This window comes from Pseudomonas trutticola BRTCR10, assembly GCF_056155105.1.
The window spans coordinates 6,280,548-6,298,219 of record NZ_CM149552.1 but is presented as its reverse complement, the minus strand read 5'-3'; the positions used below and the strand labels follow the sequence as shown (position 1 = coordinate 6,298,219).

The following is a 17,672-nucleotide window of genomic DNA, read 5'->3' as shown; positions in this document are numbered from 1 at the left end:
CACCGAACCCCGCTGGGGCACGACTTGCCGGACTCGGCGAATAGCTTTACAACTAGCCGCACATTGGCCTGGCGCGTCTGAAAAACATGAATTCGATCTCCCGTGCGGTACCCGAAGTGGCGCTGCAAGCGATCCGCAAACTGATCACCGAACAGGGCTTTGGCGCGGGCGATGCCTTGCCGTCACAACGGGATCTGGCGTTGCAGTTGGGTGTCAGCCGCGCTTCGTTGCGTGAGGCGTTGTCGTCGCTGAGTGCCCTCGGGGTGGTCAGCATTCAGCCGGGCAAGGGGGTTTTCGTACAGTCACCGGTCGAGTTGTCGCGCGGTGAGAATGCTCCAGGCTGGTCGTTCGCGGCGCAGGCCTCGCCGCTGGATATCTTTCAACTTCGCTATGCACTGGAAGGCTTTGGCGCCGGGCTGGCGGCGGTGACGCTGAGCACGTTCGATCTGGATGTGCTGGAAGACAACGTGGCGGCGATGCGCGAGCAGTTGAAGGCTGGCGATTTCGAAGCAGCGGCAAAACTGGACTTTGAATTCCACCGGCGAATCCTGCTGGCCAGCGGTAATCAGGCGATGCTGAGCATCCTCACCGCCAGCGCCGAGATCTTCCTGGAGAGCCAGAAACTACCGTTCATCCGCGCCGAACGGGCCATGGAAACCTGGCAGGAGCACCGCAAGATCCTTCGCGCACTTGCTCGCCGTGCCTCGGGCGCTGCACAAAAAGCCATGCAGGAGCACGTGCGCAACGCGGCACTGCGCACCGGAATCGCTTTCATCGCCCCCGCCACGGCGTGACTTGAGCTATACCCAAACTCATGGGGCACCATAGCAAGACTCAATCATCTGCGGCTTCCTGAACCGGGGAAGGGCGGATATGATGGGCCACGTTTTTTTGCTTACAACCTGGAGAATTCCATGAGCAGCGATCTTATCAAACACGTTAGCGACGCTAGCTTCGAAGCCGACGTACTCAAGGCCGAAGGCGCTGTACTGGTCGACTACTGGGCTGAATGGTGTGGCCCTTGCAAAATGATCGCTCCGGTTCTGGACGAGATTGCCGAGACTTACAAAGGCAAGCTGACCGTTGCCAAACTGAACATCGACGAGAACCAGGAAACCCCGGCCAAGCACGGCGTGCGTGGTATCCCGACACTGATGCTGTTCAAGAACGGCAACGTTGAAGCGACCAAAGTCGGCGCCCTGTCGAAGTCGCAACTGGCTGCTTTCCTCGACGCCAACATCTAAGCGTCGCTGTAAAGTGCCTGAAAAAAAGCCCCGCAATTAGCGGGGCTTTTTGCGTATTCAGGGCTAGACGCTCCGAAACTCAGGTGGTACATTCGGCCCCGCACTGGTTTCTCCACTGCCCCCTGCTAGCCGTCGCCGACGCACTCCTTTTCGAATAAGTTCGCGATCCTGTCGCCTTCTCCGCGGCGCGGCCTCATTAAGCCAAAAGCTTAATTTCCCCCCCTCCATAAATGATTACGTCATTCCTATATGAATCTGACTGAACTCAAGCAAAAGCCGATTACCGAACTGCTCGAATTGGCCGAACAGATGGGCATAGAAAATATGGCCCGTTCGCGCAAGCAGGACGTGATTTTCTCCCTGCTGAAAAAGCACGCCAAAAGCGGCGAGGAAATCTCCGGTGATGGCGTGCTGGAGATTCTCCAGGACGGCTTCGGCTTCCTGCGCTCCGCTGACGCCTCCTACCTGGCCGGCCCGGACGATATCTACGTCTCGCCGAGCCAGATCCGCCGTTTCAACTTGCGCACCGGTGACACCATCGTTGGCAAGATTCGCCCTCCGAAGGAAGGCGAGCGGTATTTCGCCCTGCTCAAGGTCGACACGATCAACTTCGATCGTCCGGAGAACGCGAAAAACAAGATTCTCTTCGAGAACCTGACCCCGCTGTTCCCGACCGTGCGCATGAAGATGGAAGCCGGTAACGGCTCCACCGAAGACTTGACCGGTCGTGTGATCGACCTGTGCGCCCCGATCGGCAAAGGCCAGCGTGGCCTGATCGTCGCTCCGCCGAAAGCCGGTAAAACGATCATGCTGCAAAACATCGCAGCGAACATCGCCCGTAACAACCCTGAAGTTCATCTGATCGTGCTGCTGATCGACGAACGTCCGGAAGAAGTGACCGAAATGCAGCGCACCGTGCGCGGCGAAGTGGTTGCCTCGACCTTCGACGAACCGCCGACCCGTCACGTACAGGTTGCCGAAATGGTGATCGAGAAGGCCAAGCGCCTTGTTGAACACAAGAAGGACGTGGTGATCCTGCTCGACTCCATCACCCGTCTGGCCCGTGCCTACAACACCGTGATCCCGAGCTCCGGCAAGGTCCTGACCGGTGGTGTCGATGCCCACGCCCTGGAGAAGCCAAAACGTTTCTTCGGCGCTGCGCGAAACATCGAAGAAGGCGGCTCGCTGACCATTATCGCCACCGCGCTGGTTGAAACCGGCTCGAAGATGGACGAAGTGATCTACGAAGAGTTCAAGGGTACCGGCAACATGGAACTGCCGCTGGACCGCAAGATTGCGGAAAAGCGCGTCTTCCCGGCCATCAACATCAACCGTTCCGGCACCCGCCGCGAAGAGTTGCTGACCGCCGACGACGAACTGCAGCGCATGTGGATCCTGCGCAAGCTGCTGCACCCGATGGACGAAGTTGCCGCCATCGAGTTCCTGGTCGACAAGCTGAAAACGACCAAGACCAACGACGAGTTCTTCTTGTCGATGAAGCGCAAGTGATACGAAAAGCTGTTTGAAAAAGGCGCCCGAAAGGGCGCTTTTTTTTGTGCCGGATTATTTGTATCTGGATTGAAGTTTGCGCGGCTGATAAGTTCGCGCCTTCAAGGGATTTTGTATCCAGATCAGGTAAGGTTTTTCATGCACACGTTTGGCAATCGCCGTGATATCGACGGATTACGGGCACTGGCGGTTTTACCCGTCGTACTGTTTCATTTCGGATTCAATACGTTCAGTGGCGGCTTTGTCGGCGTTGATGTGTTTTTCGTCATCTCCGGATTCCTGATCACTTCGATCCTGTTCCGTGAAATCAGTGCGCAGCGCTTCAGCTTCCTCGATTTCTGGGGGCGTCGCGCCCGGCGCATCCTGCCGGCATTGACCGTGGTTGTAGTGGTGACGCTGGCACTAGGCTGGCTTTTGCTGACGGCCAAAGACCTGGTAGAGCTGGGGCGCACGATTCGTTACCAATCCCTGTTCATTTCCAACATTCTGTTCATGCGCGAGGACGGCTACTTCCAGCCCGCCTCGGAACTCAAGCCGTTGCTGCATACCTGGTCGCTGGCGGTGGAGGAGCAGTACTACATTTTCTTCCCGCTGATGATGGTGTTGCTGATGCGCTACGTCCGGCATTGGCGCTGGATGTTGTTCGCGGTGCTGCTGGTGTCGTTCGGTTTGAACATCCTCTACATCGAACGCAGACCTGAATTCGCCTTTTTCGCGCTGCCGACCCGCGCCTGGGAGTTGCTCTGCGGGGCCATGCTGGCGGTGTTGCCGGTACCGAAACACGTCGCGCGGCCATGGCTGCGGCAGACCATTGGCCTGGCCGGGCTGGCGGCGGTGCTGGTGGCCGTTTTCACTTTTGACAAGACCACGGTGTTCCCGGGCTGGGCAGCCTTGCTGCCGGTACTGGGCACAACGGCGCTGATCTGGTCTGGCGCACAGGGCGCAACGTGGGCCAGTCGTCTGTTGAGTGTCCGGGTTCTGGTCTGGATTGGCTTGCTTTCTTACTCGCTTTATCTGTGGCACTGGCCGGTTTACGTGTATGCCAACGCGATTTCCATCGACGGCATCCAGCCGCTGGAAGCGCTCGGCTGGATGGCCTTGGCGTTGGCCCTGGCGTGGCTGAGCCTGCGGTATATCGAGCTGCCGTTTCGTGAGAAGCGAGTGTTTGCCAGCCGTAACTCGGTGTTGGTCGGTGGTTTGGTGTCGATCACGGTGCTGGCGATTACCGGTTCGGTGATTCGCTCGGCAGACGGTGTTCCGCAACGTCTCAGCGGCAAGGCGCTCGAGTATGCACAATCGCGTGAGTGGAACGCCGGGCAGTCGAAGTGCATGCACTTGAGCACCGACAAGGCGCTGACCAAGTCCTGCCTGGTGGGCGGTGACCAGAGTATTACGGCGACAAAAATGTTCTGGGGCGACAGTCACGCCGCCGCATTGTTGCCGGCCATCGAGGGCAATACTGGCCGCAACGTGCAGCCGGTGTGGCTGTACAGCCTGACGGGGTGCCCGCCGATCATCGATGACGCGTTGCGCACGCAGTGCAAAGACTTCAACCAGCGCAACATGGAACGCGTCATCAGTCTGGGGATCAAGGATGTGGTGCTGGCAGCGAACTGGAGTCTGTACGTTTATGGCCGCGAAGACGGCGACGGGGATCGGCAGTTCCTGCTTGATCGCAAAGACAACCCGCGCCAGGCAGAGCAACGAATGGCTGCCGCTATCAAAGCGCGCGTGGCAGGGTTGCGCGAGTCCGGCGTGCAAGTCTGGCTGTTCAAGGAAGTGCCACTGCAGCACAAGAGTTACATTGACCGCCTGACCAGCCTGGCCCGGATCGGCCGTTCGGCAGAAGGGCTTGGTCGTCCGCTCAGTGAACATCTGGCACGTCAGCAGTTTTTCACTGACCTGTTCGCTTCGATGAGCGCCGCCGATTCCGGCGTGCATGTCATCGACCCGACACCGCTGATGTGCAAGGACGGGCTCTGCGCCATCGATGTCGACGGCCACTCGCAGTACAAGGATGCGGATCATCTTTCGGACGTCGGTAGTGCCAGACTGAGCCCGTTGTTTGCGCCGATCCTGCTGGGCACGAGCCACAATTGAACGATGCCGGGCGTTGACGGGCTGCTGTTTGCCCGTCAGAGCAGGTAGGATGTACGCCTATTTTGAGGGTGCCATCGTCAATGAAATTCAAGGATCTTCGGGATTTCGTGCAGCAGCTTGAGCAGCGCGGAGAGTTGAAACGCATCCAGATTCCCGTCTCGCCGGTGCTGGAGATGACCGAGGTGTGCGACCGCACGCTGCGGGCCAAGGGCCCGGCGCTGCTGTTCGAAAAACCGACCGGCTACGACATTCCGGTGCTCGGCAACCTGTTCGGCACGCCCGAGCGGGTGGCGATGGGCATGGGCGCCGAATCGGTCAGCGAGCTGCGCGAAATAGGCAAGTTGCTGGCGTTCCTCAAGGAGCCGGAGCCGCCGAAAGGCTTGAAAGACGCCTGGTCGAAACTGCCGATCTTCCGCAAGATCATCTCGATGGCGCCGAAAGTCGTCAAAGACGCGGTGTGCCAGGAAGTTGTCATCGAAGGCGACGACGTCGACCTGGCGATGCTGCCGGTACAGACCTGCTGGCCCGGCGACGTCGGTCCGCTGATCACCTGGGGCCTGACCGTCACCAAAGGCCCGAACAAGGACCGCCAGAATCTCGGTATCTACCGTCAGCAAGTGATCGGCCGCAACAAAGTCATCATGCGCTGGCTCAGCCACCGTGGCGGCGCGCTGGACTATCGCGAATGGTGCGAGAAACATCCGGGCCAGCCGTTCCCGGTGTCTGTGGCCCTTGGCGCCGATCCGGCAACCATCCTCGGCGCCGTGACCCCGGTGCCGGACAGCCTGTCCGAATACGCTTTCGCCGGCCTGCTGCGCGGTAACCGCACCGAACTGGTCAAGTGCCGGGGCAACGACCTGCAAGTGCCGGCCACCGCCGAGATCATCCTCGAAGGCGTGATCCACCCGGGCGAAATGGCCGACGAAGGTCCGTACGGCGACCACACCGGTTACTACAACGAAGTCGACAGCTTCCCGGTGTTCACCGTCGAGCGCATCACCCACCGCATCAAACCGATCTACCACAGCACTTACACTGGCCGTCCGCCGGATGAGCCGGCGATCCTCGGTGTAGCACTCAACGAAGTGTTCGTGCCGATCCTGCAGAAGCAGTTCCCGGAGATCACCGACTTCTACCTGCCGCCGGAAGGCTGCTCGTACCGCATGGCCATCGTGACCATGAAGAAGTCGTATCCGGGGCATGCCAAGCGCGTGATGCTCGGTGTCTGGTCGTTTTTGCGACAGTTCATGTACACCAAGTTCGTTATCGTCTGTGACGACGATATCAACGCCCGGGACTGGAACGACGTGATCTGGGCCATCACCACGCGCATGGACCCCAAGCGTGACACGGTGATGATCGATAACACGCCGATCGACTACCTCGACTTCGCCTCGCCGGTCTCCGGCCTGGGTTCGAAAATGGGCCTGGATGCCACCCACAAGTGGCCGGGCGAAACCACTCGCGAGTGGGGCCGTGTGATCGTCAAGGACGACGCCGTCACCCAACGGATCGATGCCATCTGGAATCAGTTAGGAATAGATTGATGCGTGTAACCCTGCAGCCCTCCGGAGCGGTGCTTGAGATACGGCCCGGCGAGCGGATTCTCGATGGTGCGCGGCGCTTGGGCTACGAATGCCCGCAAAGCTGCCGCAACGGCAATTGTCATGTGTGTGCGGCGCTGCTGGTCGAAGGCCGCGTCGAGCAGGCCGGCAAGGTGCATGACCACGGCGAGTTCTACACTTGCATAGCCGAGCCGCTGGAAGACTGCATCCTGCTGTGGGATGGCGTGCTCGCGCTGGGAGAACTGCCGGTGCGCAGCCTGTCGTGTCAGGTCATTGAATGCCGGGACGTCGGCGGCGACACCTGGCGCGTGCGTCTGCGTGCACCGGCCGGCAAGCCACCGCGTTATCACGCCGGGCAGTATCTGATGATCGAACGCGAGAACGGCGAGAAGTCGGCGTTCTCCATGGCCTCGGCACCCCACGGCGGGCGCGATCTGGAAATCCACGTGCTGGCGCGCGAAGCGAGTGCGTTGAGTCTGATCGAGCAACTGCAACGCAACGCGATGGTGCGCGTCGAACTGCCGTTCGGCGACACCCATCTTGCCGAATTGCCCGACGGGCCGCTGGTGCTGATCGCCGCAGGTACTGGCATGGGCCAGATCCACAGCCTGATCGAGCATTGCCGCGCCAACGGCTTCAAACACCCGGTGCATCTGTACTGGGGCGTGCGTCGTCCGGAGGACTTCTATCAGATCGAACATTGGGATGAATGGCTGAAGCTGCCCAATCTGTTCCTGCACAAAGTTGTCAGCGACCAGTGCGGTTGGGAAGGGCGCTGCGGGATGTTGCACGAGGCGGTGTGCGAAGACTTCCCGGATCTGAAACCCTTGCACGTCTACGCCAGCGGCTCACCGGCCATGGTCTACGGCACGCTGGATGCACTTGTTGAAGCAGGCATGGACGCTCATCAAATGCGTGCCGATGTATTCGCTTACGCTCCGCGCTCCTGAGTCTTTATAACCCTCTATATAGCTGATCGGTATTTATCTAATTGGGTAAATACCGCTAGGTTATATATCAATAGGGCAATTAATTAAGAACTGTGCCATGGCACTTAAATTGCCTTAAAACATATGTGCCTTATTGTTACAGCGGTGCGTTCTATTAAGTAATTCTTCACCCGCGGGGAGCTGAACGCTATTCGCCATGAGCGCCATTGAAAACGGATTCTTGAATCTCGCTTACCCTCCACGGCTCGATCTTGGGCCGCAGCTGACGCACGAACAACTTCTCGCTTCCATGCAATCGACCATGGCACGCCACAAGGGCGGGCCGGTGTGGCTGTTCGCCTATGGTTCGCTGATCTGGCGGCCGGAATGTTCGGCAGTCGAACGGGTGCGCGGTCGAGTGCATGGCTACCATCGCGGCTTGTACCTGTGGTCGCACGAGCATCGCGGCACGCCGGAAATGCCCGGTCTGGTGTTTGGTCTGGATCGCGGCGGTTCGTGTAGCGGCTTCGCCTATCGGCTGCCGGAAGACAACCTCGACGCTGCGCTGTATGCGCTGTGGAAACGCGAGATGCCGGTGCCGTCCTATCGGCCACACTGGCTCAATTGCCGACTCGAAGATGGCACTCAGGTACAGGCGTTGGGATTTGTATTGGAGCGACACCTGCCCAGCTATGCCGGCAACCTGCCGGATCATGTGCTGAGCCAGGTGTTCGAAAGCGCCTGCGGGCGTTACGGCACCACTCGCGATTATGTCGAGCAGACCGCACACGCCCTGCGCAGTCACGCCATGCCAGACCGAAATCTGGAGGCGCGACTCAAGCGCTGCAAATCAACAGCCGATCACGCGATGGCTTCGCGGCTCTGACTGGCGACTTGCTTGTGCCACAGGGTCGGGGCCAGGAAGGCCATCGACAGCAGGCAAGCGCCGACCAGCAAGACGAAACCACCGTCCCAGCCGAAGTGGTCCACGGTGTAGCCCATGGCCGCACTGGCCGCGACCGAACCGCCCAGATAACCGAACAGACCGGTGAAACCGGCAGCAGTGCCGGCGGCTTTCTTCGGTGCCAGTTCCAGCGCCTGCAGGCCGATCAGCATTACCGGGCCGTAGATCAGGAAGCCGATCGAGAACAGCGCGATCATGTCGACGGTCGGGTTGCCGGCCGGGTTCAGCCAGTAAACCAGGGTCGCCACGGTCACCAGTGCCATGAACACCATGCCGGTCAGGCCACGGTTGCCACGGAAGATCTTGTCCGACATCCAGCCGCACAGCAGCGTGCCCGGAATGCCCGCCCACTCGTAGAAGAAATAGGCCCACGAGGTTTTATCCACGGTGAAACCCTTGGCTTCCTTGAGGTAGGTCGGCGCCCAGTCCAGCACGCCGTAGCGCAGCAGGTAGACGAAGACGTTGGCCATGGCGATGTACCAGAGCATTTTGTTGCGCAGCACGTACTTGACGAAGATTTCCTTGGCGCTGAATTCGTCTTCGTGGCTGGCGTCGTAACCTTCCGGGTAGTCGTTCTTGTACTTCTCGATCGGCGGCAGGCCCACCGATTGCGGGGTGTCGCGCATGGTGATGAAGGCAAACACCGCCACGCCCAGCGCCACCGCTGCCGGTACGTAGAACGCTGCGTGCCAGTCGTTGAACAGGCCCATGCCGATCAGGAACAGCGGGCCGATCAGGCCACCGCCGACGTTATGCGCCACGTTCCACACCGACACTACGCCGCCACGTTCCTTCTGCGACCACCAGTGCACCATGGTCCGGCCACTTGGCGGCCAGCCCATGCCCTGGGCCCAGCCGTTGATGAACAACAGAATGAACATCATGGTCACGCTGGACGTTGCCCATGGTGCGAAACCGAAAATGAACATCACCCCGGCCGACACCAGCAGGCCGAACGGCAGGAAGTAACGCGGGTTGGAACGGTCGGACACCAGGCCCATGAGGAATTTCGACAAGCCGTAAGCGATCGCGATCGCCGACATCGCCAGACCCAGATCACCGCGGCTGTAGCCTTCGTCGATCAGGTACGGCATGGCCAGAGAGAAGTTTTTGCGCAGCAGGTAATAACCCGCGTAGCCAAAGAAGATACCGGCGAAGATCTGCCAGCGCAGGCGTCGGTAAGTGCTGTCTATTTTTTCTTCAGGCAATGGAGCCTGATGTGCGGCAGGACGAAAGAAAGCAAACATTCAAGAGCTCCAAATTTCTTGTTTTGACTGCGGATGCGAATGTTACAGTTTCGTTACCGAAAATAGCACCGGTTCGCATCGACCAAACAGCGGAAATAGTCGAATTCGCGTGTTCCTTTACGAACCTGTCGCTCAGCTGTAAGAACAGGGCGTTTTTGTAGCGGTCGACGATGGCTGTCATAGACTCGTGATCAGTCACTCCGACCGATGCAACCGAGATAAATGATGGCTCTGAAGGTTCGTATGTTGCTGCCCGGATTGCTGGCGGCGGCCGTAATCACTGTGTCCGTTCTGGCACTGAGTTACGCCCAGGATTCTGCGGCACCGGGTTTGCGCAATGTCACGGTGCTGATCGTGCGTCATGCGGAAAAACCTGAGGTCGGCAGGCAACTCAATGCCCGAGGAGAGCAACGGGCTGTGGCCTATGCCGACTATTTCAGTGCGCTGATGCTGGACGGCCAGACGCTGATACCTCAGCGCCTGATCGCTACCGCCGACAGCGCGGAAAGTATGCGCCCGCGTCAGACGCTGATCCCGCTGTCCCAGCGCCTGCAACTGCCCATCGAACAGCCTTATGCCAATAACGATGTCGACAAACTGGTCAGTTTGCTGCGCAAGAGTAATCAGGCGAAAACCGTGCTGATTGCCTGGCACCACGGGCATATCAACAAGTTGATCTCGGCTTTTGGTGGCGACGGCCCGGCATTGATCGGTCAACCGAAATGGCCGGTGGATGTCTACGACTGGCTCATCGTTTTGCGCTTCGACGACAAGGGGCAACTTGTCGAATCGCGTAGCCAGAAGATTCAGGAACATTTGCTGCCGGGCGATATTGCTGATCCCGGTCGCGGCTAACAGTCCGTCAGAAAAGTTACCGGTGACCCTTTTGCGCGGTTATTTACCCTTTTTAGGGACGGGGTTTAGGAAATGTCCTGCGTCCAAAGGAGAAGCTGCGCCATTCAGTTCAAAGCCATTGCTCCGTAACCTTTGTGCTGTTGCCGGGAAAGGCGAATCACTAAGGAAGGGGGTGGGATCATGCGCTGGTTTTTTGCTTGGCTTTTGTTGGTGTTCGAAGGTTCTGCGCTGGCCTCAGAGAAGTTTTTGATCCCGGAAAACAATCCCAAACCTGTCTATCCTCGAATGCTGCAGCGGGCGGGCATCACGGGGGAGGTGAAGGTCAGTTTTATCGCCAGGGCGGATGGCTCGGTCAGCGACATCAGGATTCGGGAAAGCACTCACCCGGACTTGGCCGAAGCAGTTCGAGCCGCGATAGCGCAGTGGCGGTTCAAACCCTGGGTGGTTGAAGGGGACAAACCTGAAGAGCAGGAAATCGTCGCGCCAATGATTTTCCACCTCGAAGACCACCCGCTTCATATCAACCAATGGCTGAAAACAGTTAAATGCCGGGCCGTTAACGAAAACCTTGGAAATATGAGCGAGTTCGATTGGGTTGACTCAAGCGTATTTGCGTATACGCGGGCCTATCTTTCAAATTCAATCACCAGGCATCAATTGTCGGATGAGGAGCGTCTGGCGATGATTGCGAAGATGAATCAGCGAGTACCGACAATTGTCAGGGGCTGTCGGGACAATCCGACACGCAAATTCATGAGTCTTTTGCCCGTGGAGATTCGCGAGTTGCTTTGATTTGAGCCACTAAGGAAAAGCCAGAACCGCCGCACAGACAGTTCTGGCCTCCATCAGAAACTCAGCGCACCTGCACCACCACCTTGCCCACCGCCTTGCGCTGGCCAAGATCATTGATCGCCTGCGCCGCATTACTCAGTGGATACACCTGCGACACCAGCGGCTTCAACTTGCCCTCGGCAAACCAGCCGAACAACTGCTGGAAGTTTGCAGCGTTGTCCTGTGGCTGACGCTGGGCGAACGAGCCCCAGAACACGCCGAGCACCGCCGCGCCTTTGAGCAGGGCAAGGTTGACCGGCAGCTCGGGAATGCGCCCGCTGGCGAAACCGACCACCAGCAAGCGGCCGTTCCAGGCGATGGCGCGGATGGCTTGATCGAACAGGTCGCCACCGACCGGGTCGTAAATCACGTCGGCGCCTTGGCCATCGGTGAGGCGTTTGATTTCGTCCTTGAGGCTGGTTTCGCTGTAGTTGATCAGCTCGTCGGCGCCGGCCGCCTTGGCCACGGCGAGTTTTTCCGCGCTGCTGGCGGCGGCGATCACGCGGGCGCCCATGGCTTTGCCAATCTCCACGGCAGCCAGACCTACACCGCCGGACGCACCGAGCACCAGCAGGGTTTCGCCCGGTTGCAGATTGGCGCGTTGCTTGAGTGCGTGCATCGAGGTGCCGTAGGTCATGCTGAAGGCGGCGGCGGTGTTGAAGTCCATTGATGGCGGAATCGGCAGCACGTTATAGCCCGGCACCGCGACCTGCTCGGCGAAACTGCCCCAGCCGGTCAGGGCCATGACCCGGTCACCGACTTTCAGATGACTGATCTTTTCACCCACAATGCTGACCACGCCGGCCGCTTCACCACCCGGCGAGAACGGGAAGGGCGGCTTGAACTGGTATTTGCCCTCGATGATCAGCGTGTCCGGGAAGTTGACCCCGGCGGCGTGCACGTCCAGCAGGATTTCGTTCTTCTTCGCGACAGGGCTGGCGACGTCTTCCAGCACCAGCGATTCGGCAGGGCCGAAGGCTTTGCACAGCACGGCTTTCATCAGGGCTATTCCTTTGGGAGTGATGGCCGATAAGTGTAGGTGTGTCAGTCAACGGGTCAACGAGCATGCCCGGCCCTGATAGTCAGCCATAAGCTTGTGCTTGCGCGGCGGGTCGTTATGCTAGGCCGCAAACCGGATAAGGAGCGAATTGTGAAAGCGTGGATCATGTTGTTGCTGGCCCTGTCTCTGCCTGTGGCAGCGCTGGCCGAAGAAGCCAAAGAAGGCGAGGCGCCGAAGGTCAATTACATCACCCTGAGCCCGCCGTTCGTGGGCAACTACGGGCTGGACGGCACGCCGAAGCTCAAGGTCTACAAGGCCGATGTGGCATTGCGCGTGACAGGCGAAGAGGCGACCAAACTGGTCAAGGCCAACGAGCCGCTGATCCGCAATCAACTGGTGGCGCTGTTCACCCAGCAGACCACCGAGGCGATGGGCAGCATCGAAGGCAAGGAAAAGCTGCGTCAGGAAGCCCTGAAGCAAACCCAGCAAGTGATGAATGACGAGACCGGCAAGCCGGTGGTTGAAGATCTGTTGTTCAACAACCTGATCATTCAGTAAGCACTCCGGCCGCTGTTCAGGACGCCAGGCTTTTGCGAAAACGTGCCAGGGCGATGACAAAGAACAGCAGGCCGATGGCCGTCAGCGCCAGCAAGTCCGGCCAGACCACGCTCAGCCCGGCGTCGCGGAACAGAATCGCGGCGCTAAGGCTGACAAAGTGCGTGGACGGTGAGCCCTGCATGACCCACTGCAGCCACTGCGGCATGCTGTCCAATGGCGTGCTGCCGCCCGACAGCAGCAACATCGGGATGATCACCGGAATCGCCAGCAGGCCGAACTGCGGTGTCGAGCGCGCCAGCGTCGCGAGGAAGATTCCCAACGCGGTACTGGCAAACAGATAAACCGCGGTCACCAGCAAAAACAGGCTCATCGAGCCGGCCAACGGTACGCCGAGCGCGCCTTTGACCACCACCTCCAGCGACAGCCAGGTGCACAGCACCACCACCAGCAGATTGCTCCAGATTTTCGCCAGCATGATTTCCAGCGCCGTCAGCGGCAGCACCAGCAAATGGTCGAGCGTGCCGTGTTCGCGTTCGCGCAGCAGCGCCGTACCCGTGAGGATGATCGCCAGAATGGTGATGTTGTTGACGATCTGAATTACCGCCAGAAACCAGCCGCCCTCCAGGTTGGTATTGAACAGCGCGCGGGTGGTCAGTTGAATCGGCGTCTTGCTCGCGGCATCGCCCTGGCCGCCATAGTCCTGCAGTTCACGCTGGAAGATCCGGCCGATGTAACCGGCGCCCATGAACGCCTGGCTCATGGCGGTGGCGTCCACATTGACCTGAATGGCCGGGTGCCGCGCCGCCAGCAGGTCGGTTTGAAAACCTGCCGGAATGTTGATGACGAAGGTGTACTGGCCGCTGTCCATGACCTGGTCCAGTTGCGGGTAAGGCAACAGCACCGGCGTCTGGAACTCCGGCGGTTGCAGGGCTTGGGCCAACTGGCGCGAGAGCGCGCTGTGGTCTTCGTCGACGATCGCCACGCTGGCATTGTGCACGCCGATCACTGAGCCGGCGGCGGGCATGTAGATCGCCACGGTGAAGGCGTAGAACAGGAACAGCAGCAATACCCTGTCGTGGCGCAGGCTGGTCAGTTCCTTGAGTCCCAGGCGCAGGATGTGCGCGAACTTGTGCATTCAGGCCTCCTGCTTTTTCAGCATGACCAGGCTCAGCCCGGTGAACCCGACAAAGAACCCGAACAGCGCCAGGCACTGCGGCCATAGCTGCCGCAGGTCCAGCGCTTTGGTGAACGTGCCCACCGCGATGTCGAGAAAGTGCCCCGCCGGAAACAGCATGCCCATCACCGCAGCCGCACCTTCCAGCGAAGAGCGCGGCACGATCAGCCCGGAGAACTGGATGGTCGGCAGGCTGGTGATGATCATGGTGCCGAGGATCGCGGCGATTTGCGTGCGGGTGAACGCTGAAATCAGCAGGCCCATGCTGGTGGTCGCCAGCACGTAGAGCAGGCCGCCGAAGGCCAGCGTCAGCAGGCTGCCCTTGAACGGCACGCCGAACAGCCAGCGGTTCATCGCCACCAGCAGCGCCAGATTGACCAGGCTGACCAGCAGGTACGGCGCCTGTTTGCCGAGCAGAAACTCCAGGCGGGTCAGGGGCGTGGCGTAGAAGTTGGTGATCGAGCCCAGCTCTTTTTCGCGGACGATGCCCAGCGCCGTCAACATCGCCGGAATGAACGCCAGAATCAGCGCCATGACCCCGGGGCCGATGGCGTTGACGCTGACCACATCCTGGTTGTAGCGAAAGCGGGTTTCCAGGCTGGCGCCCGCCTGATGTTGCATCGCGGGGCTACTTTGCTCGGCCAACTGTTGCAGGTTGGCCAAGTGCACGGCTTCGACATAGTTGCGGCTGGTTTCGGCGCGAAACGGCATGCCGCCATCCAGCCACGCCGCCACCGCAGGCTGCCGTCCGGCGTACAGGTCGCGGCCGAATCCGGGCGGGATTTCCAACGCCAGTTTGATCTCCGAACGTTGCAGGCGTCGGTGCAGTTCTTGAGCGTCGTGGATGGCCGGCCGCTCATCGAAGTAGCGCGAGCCGCGAAAGGCTTCCAGGTAGGTTCGGCTCTGCGGTGTCTGGTCCTGGTCGTACACGGCGAACGCGAGGTTTTCCACGTCCAGGGAAATCCCGTAGCCGAAAATCACCATCATGAAAATCGCCCCCGCCAGCGCGAACGCCATGCGCACCTTGTCACGCAGCAGCTCCTTGCCTTCGCGACTGGCCACCGCCAGCAGGCGACCGAGGCTGAAGCCGCGCTGTTTGAGCGGCGGTGCATTGGCCGTTGGCGCCGTCGTCGATTCATTCGCGGGCGGCGATTCGGCGGTGCCCTGAGCCTGTTCCAGACACGTCACGAAAGCGGCTTCCAGCGTCTCTCCAGCAAACTGACATTGCAGCGCCGCCGGGGTATCGCACGCCAGGACCTTGCCGGCGTGCATCAGCGAGATGCGGTCGCAGCGCTGGGCTTCGTTCATGAAGTGGGTGGAGAGAAAAATCGTCACGCCTTGTTCGCGGGACAGTTCGATCAACAGTCGCCAGAAGTCATCGCGAGCGGCCGGGTCGACGCCGGACGTCGGCTCATCGAGGATCAGCACTTCCGGGCGATGCAACACCGCGACCGCCAGCGACAGGCGTTGACGCAGCCCAAGGGGCAGAGCGCCTGACGGCTGATCAGCAACGCCGCGCAGATTGAAGCGCTCGATCAACGCTTCGATGCGTGGCGCGCGTTCGGCTTTGGGCAAGTCGAACAGCCGAGCATGCAGCTCAAGGTTCTGTCGCACGCTGAGTTCGCCATACAGCGAAAAGCTCTGGGACATGAAGCCGACCCGTTTGCGCGTGGCCAGATCCTTGGCATCCACCGGATTGCCCAGCAGTGTCGCGCGGCCTTCGCTGGCCGGCATCAGCCCGGTCAGGACTTTCATGGTGGTGGTCTTGCCGCAGCCGTTGGAGCCGAGAAAACCGAAAATCTCGCCGCGACCGATGGCGAAGCTGACGTGATCCACGGCGGTGAAATCGCCGAAACGCAGCGTCAGGTCGTGGGCTTCGATGGCGATGTCGCTGCTGTCACCGCTACGTGGCGGAATCACCAACGGCTTGGCGTCATGCTGGCTGTCACCCTGGAAATGGGTGAAGGCCTCGTCGAGTTTGCCACTCGGGGTGACGGCCGCCAGTTCACGGCTCAGGCCGGTGGCAATCAATTGGCCGTTGTCGAGCATCAGGCAATGCTCGAACTGTTCGGCTTCCTCCATATAAGCGGTGGCGACCAGCAGGGTCAGCTGCGGGCGCTGGCGCCGTACGTCGTCGACCAACTCCCAGAAACGCCGGCGTGAGAGCGGGTCGACGCCGGTGGTCGGTTCATCGAGGATCAGCAGGTCCGGCTCATGAATCAGCGCGCAGCACAGCCCGAGTTTCTGTTTCATGCCACCGGACAACTTGCCGGCGGGGCGCTCGGCGAACTTCAGCAGGTCGGTGGCGAGCAGCAGGTTGTGCATGCGTTGTTCGCTGTCGGCCTTCGACAGACCGAACAGCGTGGCAAAGAACTGTATGTTTTCGCGGATCGACAGCTCGGGATACAGGTTGCCGCCCAATCCTTGGGGCATGAAGGCGATGCGCGCATACAGCGTGTCGCGGTGGCGACGATCCTGAATCGGCCCGCCGAGGACGTTCAGTTGCCCCTGCTGCAAGGCCTTCACCCCGGCGATCAGCCCCAGCAGGCTGGACTTGCCCGCGCCATCGGGGCCGATCAGCCCGCAGCGGGTGCCGGCAGGCAGGCTGAAGGTGATATCGCTCAGCGCTTGCTGTTTGCCGTAGCGGTGCGCGATAGCGTTCGCCTGAACCGCGAGGCTGCTCATTGCAGATTGGCCGGCCAGGTGATCGGCGCGGTGCGCACATACCCCGCGCCGGGCATGCCGGGCTTGGCTTGCGGCACGGCGCTGGGTTGGGTCAGGCGCAGCTTGACGCGGAACACCAGTTTTTGCCGCTCGTCGCGGGTTTCGACTTCCTTGGGGGTGAACTGCGATTTGCCGGCGACGAAACTGATTTTTGCCGGCAAGGGCTTGTCGGGCAGGGCATCGAGCAGCACCCGCGCTTCATCACCCACCGCCAGACGCCCGGCCACCGAGGCGGACAGATAGAGGTTCATGTACTGATCGTTGAGATCAATCAACAGCAGGACGCGGCCACCGGCGCCCAGCACTTCCCCGGGTTCGGCCATGCGTAACTGGATCACGCCATCAATCGGCGCGCGCAGGCTGCTGTCGTCGATTTCGCTGGTCAGTTGAGCGACCTGCGCCTGCGCTGCGCCGATCGCTGCAGCAACCGCCGACACCTGGGCGCGGGCCGCCGTCACGGCAGCGTTGCCGGTGCCGATGCGCGACTGCAATTGATCGATGACCTGGGCGCTGACAAAACCGTGCTTGAACAGCGACTGAGAGCGCCCGAGTTCCTGCTGGGCCAGCAGTAGCTCACTCTGACGCAACTGCACATTGGCCTGGGCGGCGTTGAGGTTTTCCCGGGCGCGCAAGACCTCGGCTTCGGCCTGGTTGCGCTGGGCTTCAAGGGTGCGGGTGTCCATGCGCGCCAGCAGTTGGCCTTGAGTGACCTTGTCGCCTTCATCGACCAGCACCTCGGCGAGGCGACCGGGTGTCTTGCTGGCGATCTGCACTTCGGTGGCCTCAAGTCGTCCGTTGCCGGCCGACAGCCCCTCGGGCAGGCGACTGCTGATCGACTTCCAGTAACCGAAGCCGCCGGCGGCCAATAATAAGGCTATGAGCGATCCGGCAAATAACAGTGAGGAACGGCGGTGCGTCGACATGGGGGGCATCCTGCGGCTGTGGCGTCCAGTCTGACGGTTCAAGCGCTGG

The 17,672-nt window shown here is 60.4% G+C and carries 15 protein-coding genes; 10 read left to right on the top strand and 5 right to left on the bottom strand.

Annotated features, from left to right (window positions below; all coding sequences use genetic code 11):
• The first annotated feature begins 86 nt into the window (after positions 1-86).
• From ACVVH8_RS28665 to ACVVH8_RS28635, 7 genes are all read left to right on the top strand, one after another.
• Entirely contained in the window at positions 87-794 is a 708-nt protein-coding gene (locus tag ACVVH8_RS28665) for a FadR/GntR family transcriptional regulator (protein WP_475227561.1), read from the top strand.
• Between the two features lie 120 nt (positions 795-914).
• Complete coding sequence (gene trxA / locus ACVVH8_RS28660; protein WP_003206727.1) at positions 915-1,244, top strand: thioredoxin TrxA; 330 nt, start codon at positions 915-917, stop codon at positions 1,242-1,244.
• Positions 1,245-1,493: 249 nt separating this feature from the next.
• A complete protein-coding gene (gene rho / locus ACVVH8_RS28655) occupies positions 1,494-2,753 on the top strand; it encodes a transcription termination factor Rho (RefSeq protein WP_003229334.1) in 1,260 nt (419 codons plus the stop codon).
• Positions 2,754-2,891: 138 nt separating this feature from the next.
• On the top strand, positions 2,892-4,853 hold the full coding sequence (locus tag ACVVH8_RS28650; protein ID WP_475227559.1) for an acyltransferase family protein: 1,962 nt from the start codon (positions 2,892-2,894) through the stop codon (positions 4,851-4,853).
• Positions 4,854-4,933: 80 nt separating this feature from the next.
• Positions 4,934-6,400: a 4-hydroxy-3-polyprenylbenzoate decarboxylase gene (gene ubiD, locus ACVVH8_RS28645; protein WP_103302518.1), complete on the top strand. Its 1,467-nt coding sequence runs from the start codon at positions 4,934-4,936 to the stop codon at positions 6,398-6,400.
• Positions 6,400-7,368, top strand: coding sequence for a CDP-6-deoxy-delta-3,4-glucoseen reductase (locus ACVVH8_RS28640; protein ID WP_166221695.1), 969 nt, complete (start codon positions 6,400-6,402; stop codon positions 7,366-7,368). The genes ubiD and ACVVH8_RS28640 overlap by 1 nt, the downstream gene beginning before the upstream one ends.
• Before the next feature lie 196 nt (positions 7,369-7,564).
• Positions 7,565-8,233, top strand: a complete 669-nt coding sequence (locus ACVVH8_RS28635; RefSeq protein ID WP_475227557.1) for a gamma-glutamylcyclotransferase — start codon at positions 7,565-7,567, stop codon at positions 8,231-8,233.
• Here the strand turns inward: ACVVH8_RS28635 and glpT are convergent.
• Positions 8,209-9,558, bottom strand: coding sequence for a glycerol-3-phosphate transporter (glpT, locus tag ACVVH8_RS28630; RefSeq protein WP_103302515.1), 1,350 nt, complete (start codon positions 9,556-9,558; stop codon positions 8,209-8,211). The genes ACVVH8_RS28635 and glpT overlap by 25 nt on opposite strands.
• Before the next feature lie 225 nt (positions 9,559-9,783).
• Here glpT and ACVVH8_RS28625 point away from each other — a divergent pair, with 225 nt between their 5' ends.
• Entirely contained in the window at positions 9,784-10,413 is a 630-nt protein-coding gene (locus ACVVH8_RS28625; protein ID WP_103302946.1) for a flagellar basal body-associated protein FliL, read from the top strand.
• 180 nt (positions 10,414-10,593) lie between these two features.
• Positions 10,594-11,205, top strand: a complete 612-nt coding sequence (locus ACVVH8_RS28620) for an energy transducer TonB (protein ID WP_475227554.1) — start codon at positions 10,594-10,596, stop codon at positions 11,203-11,205.
• 61 nt (positions 11,206-11,266) lie between these two features.
• Here the strand turns inward: ACVVH8_RS28620 and ACVVH8_RS28615 are convergent, their stop codons facing one another.
• Positions 11,267-12,244, bottom strand: a complete 978-nt coding sequence (locus ACVVH8_RS28615; protein WP_475227552.1) for an NADPH:quinone oxidoreductase family protein — start codon at positions 12,242-12,244, stop codon at positions 11,267-11,269.
• A gap of 150 nt (positions 12,245-12,394) precedes the next feature.
• Between ACVVH8_RS28615 and ACVVH8_RS28610 the strand changes: the two genes are divergently transcribed.
• Positions 12,395-12,802 (top strand): flagellar basal body-associated protein FliL, encoded by a 408-nt coding sequence (locus tag ACVVH8_RS28610; RefSeq protein WP_027610485.1) that lies wholly within the window; start codon positions 12,395-12,397, stop codon positions 12,800-12,802.
• A gap of 16 nt (positions 12,803-12,818) precedes the next feature.
• Here the strand turns inward: ACVVH8_RS28610 and ACVVH8_RS28605 are convergent, their stop codons facing one another.
• The 3 genes from ACVVH8_RS28605 to ACVVH8_RS28595 are packed head-to-tail and all read right to left on the bottom strand — an operon-like array spanning position 12,819 to position 17,623.
• Complete coding sequence (locus ACVVH8_RS28605) at positions 12,819-13,937, bottom strand: ABC transporter permease (RefSeq protein WP_475227550.1); 1,119 nt, start codon at positions 13,935-13,937, stop codon at positions 12,819-12,821.
• Positions 13,938-16,661 (bottom strand): ribosome-associated ATPase/putative transporter RbbA, encoded by a 2,724-nt coding sequence (gene rbbA / locus ACVVH8_RS28600; protein ID WP_475227547.1) that lies wholly within the window; start codon positions 16,659-16,661, stop codon positions 13,938-13,940.
• Positions 16,658-17,623 carry an HlyD family secretion protein gene (locus ACVVH8_RS28595; protein WP_401302111.1) on the bottom strand — a complete coding sequence of 322 codons (966 nt, stop codon included), beginning with the start codon at positions 17,621-17,623 and terminating at the stop codon, positions 16,658-16,660. Before ACVVH8_RS28595 ends, rbbA begins: the two co-directional genes overlap by 4 nt.
• Positions 17,624-17,672: the final 49 nt, after the last annotated feature.